Genomic DNA, 2,638 nt, shown 5'->3' on the forward strand with positions numbered 1-2,638 from the left:
CAGCGAGGATGCCGCAGCGTTGACTTGCGCGGTCATCGAAGCCGTCATGCCCGCGCTCGTGCCGAGCACCTTCGATTTGAACGCGTCGGCAAACCCGGTGCCCGCCTGATTGCCTGCCCGCACGGCTTCCGACACGACTTTCGCCGCCGCGGCTTCCATGCCGACGATGCGAGAGACGATGTCGAAATAGACCGGCGCCACGCTAGGGCCTCCTCACCGGGCTCACGCTGTCAATGCCTCCTCGATGGGTCTGGTGACGTCGATGTCGGACATGCGCAGTTCGCCGCGCAACATGCGTTCCAGCACCATTGGGCCGAGTGCGCGCTGCCGTGCCGCCTTTTCCTCGCGCGCTTCCCGCGCCGCGCGCTCGTGCGCTAGTTCGGGTGGGGTGACCGGCGCCCAGTCGTATTGAGCTCCGTGCGCGTTGCGGTAGTCGCCGCGATGCGCCTCGAGGACGTTGACGATCCGGGCGGCGAGCCGCTCGAGCACGGTCCAAGCCGTGTTTTTCGCGCGCTTGTACCGGCTCGTCTCGGGCAGCTGCGACACGAGAACGACGAGTTCGCGCGGTGTCATCTCGCCGGTCTGGCGCGGCCCGATGGTGCGCCAGAACTCGCCGACCCGGCGGCCCGGGTACTCACTCTGAATATCGGCCTCGATCTCGTTCGGCGCCGATTTCAGCAGGGCGATCGCCTCGCCTATTTTGGGACGCCGAGCCCGGCGCTCAGCCGCCGCCACGCCATCATCACGTCACCGGCGCGGCCGCCGGCCGCATGGAACCGTTCATACACGTGCGGATCCTCCGGGGTGTTGAGCAGCACCTTTGCGATCTCGACGAATCCGAGCGGCTTGGCGATCTGCTCGTTCTGCTCGTCGGTGAGCAACAGCGGATGCGGCACCGTGAACACCTCACCGCCGAGCGCGAACCGCACACCGGCGGAACCGAGCCCTTCGAGTGCCTGCTCGCGGAACGCGGTCAGGTCGGTGATCGCGTCGCCGTAGTCGACCGGTGCGGGCGCGGGCTTCGGTGCCGGTGCGGCGGCGAGTGGTGGGGGTACCGACTGACCGAATTCGGTCACGCTGGTCATCATCGGTTCGGACATTGCCGTTTTCCTCCTCGGGGCGTGGCTGTGGTGGCTGGGTCCCGACGTGGCGCCCAGCCACCGCGCGCCACGTCGGGGCTCGAAGGGGTTAGGAGACGGTCACCGAGTTCGACGCCGGAGTCATCGCCGACGCGGACAGGTTCGAGCCGACGGCCTGCACCTTGTAGGTGTGCGAGCCCGCGGCCTGGCTCGACACGGTCAGGACCGGGTTCGCGGCGGTGCCGCCGACCGCGACGTTCCCGGTCGTGACCGGCGTCGGCGACGCGTCGGCGTACACCTTGTACGTGAACGGCCCGTTTTTCGTGGTCGGCGCGGTAAAGGCCAGCGTCGCGACACCGGCCGCACCGGCGGTCGCGGTCGGGGTACCCGGTGTGCCGGTGGTGCCGCCACGCGCACGCCAGCCCGGGCCCTCGCGCAGGGTGCGCACAGCGAACCCGGACAGCGAGTCGGGCAGCGCCTCGAAGTTGAGTTTGCCCTGCGCCTCGGTCTTGGCGTTCATGACTAACTTGTCGGGCTTGACCATGATCGCGTTCGAGTAGATCCGCGCCCACGCCGAGATGCCCTCCGGGGCGGCGTAGATCGATCCGAACACGATCTGGCGGTGAATCGGCACGGTGACCGCGGGCTTGGTGTACTGGTAGCCCGCGGTGCCCATCGCCGACATGGCGGCGAACGGCAGGTTGGTCTCCAGCGCCTCGATCAGATTCGTCCGCTCGATCGCGGTGAACATAGCCGCCTCAGAGTCCTCGGTGATGTCGGTCAAGAGCTTCTGCCTCGACTGCCACGCCTTCGTGTCGGCGGTCTGCAAGGTCGGGGTGAACTCCAGACCGTTCTCGTCGAAGTAACCCAACCCCACGAAACCATCGGTCGTGAGCAGAGTCGTCGACCAATCACCGGTCAAGGTGTCGAACGGGGTGAAGTTCGTCAGCGGCTTTGTCGCGTCGTAGTCTCGCGCGAGCACGAAACCGAACTGGCCCTTGAAGACGTTGCCGACGTCACCGCCGAAAATGGTGTCCCACGTTGTGCCGGTCATTGACCTATCTCCTTACAGGGGTTGAGCATTGGCGATGGACTCGATTTCGTATTCGGCGATGAACCGGTGCACGGTGTCGTCCTCGTAATCGAGATCGCCGAAACTATTGATGGTGGTGACGTCGCTGATCGGCACGCCGTCGACGTAGCTGTGCCGCAGCTTCATCATGTGGTCGTGCACGAGCCGCGTGAAATCAGCGGCCGCGCTGTAGTCGCGGTGAAAAACCTCGATATCGACCGTCTGCCGTGACCACAGATAGTTGTCGCCACCGGACGGAATCACGGTGATGAGCACGAACGGAAATATCGGCTCCAATTTCGTGCCAGCGCCGCCGATCCCGTCAAGCGTCAGCATGTACGTCCGCAGCAGCGTGCGCAGGTTGGCGAAATGCCGACCCTCCGGCCTCACGAGCCGGTGCCTCGCAAATAGCCTGCGGTGCGGCGCATTGTGGAGAATTTCGCCATGTGCTTGGTGCCGTACTCGATCCAGTGCGCTTTGTAGTCGT

General features: G+C 65.6%; 5 protein-coding genes. All 5 read right to left on the reverse strand.

Annotated elements, in window-relative coordinates:
* The coding region (locus tag ACIA5H_RS37715) for a hypothetical protein (RefSeq protein ID WP_397081145.1) at positions 1-201 on the reverse strand (201 nt) is incomplete at its 3' end.
* A 21-nt stretch (positions 202-222) separates the two neighbouring features.
* Complete coding sequence (locus tag ACIA5H_RS37720) at positions 223-735, reverse strand: hypothetical protein (protein WP_364599282.1); 513 nt, start codon at positions 733-735, stop codon at positions 223-225.
* Complete coding sequence (locus tag ACIA5H_RS37725; protein ID WP_364599279.1) at positions 696-1,100, reverse strand: hypothetical protein; 405 nt, start codon at positions 1,098-1,100, stop codon at positions 696-698. Before ACIA5H_RS37725 ends, ACIA5H_RS37720 begins: the two co-directional genes overlap by 40 nt.
* An 88-nt stretch (positions 1,101-1,188) precedes the next feature.
* A complete protein-coding gene (locus tag ACIA5H_RS37730) occupies positions 1,189-2,133 on the reverse strand; it encodes a hypothetical protein (protein ID WP_397081147.1) in 945 nt (314 codons plus the stop codon).
* Between the two features lie 12 nt (positions 2,134-2,145).
* Positions 2,146-2,541 carry a hypothetical protein gene (locus ACIA5H_RS37735; RefSeq protein WP_397081149.1) on the reverse strand — a complete coding sequence of 132 codons (396 nt, stop codon included), beginning with the start codon at positions 2,539-2,541 and terminating at the stop codon, positions 2,146-2,148.
* Positions 2,542-2,638: the final 97 nt, after the last annotated feature.

The organism is Nocardia sp. NPDC051900 (assembly GCF_044452545.1).
GTDB lineage: Bacteria > Actinomycetota > Actinomycetes > Mycobacteriales > Mycobacteriaceae > Nocardia > Nocardia sichangensis.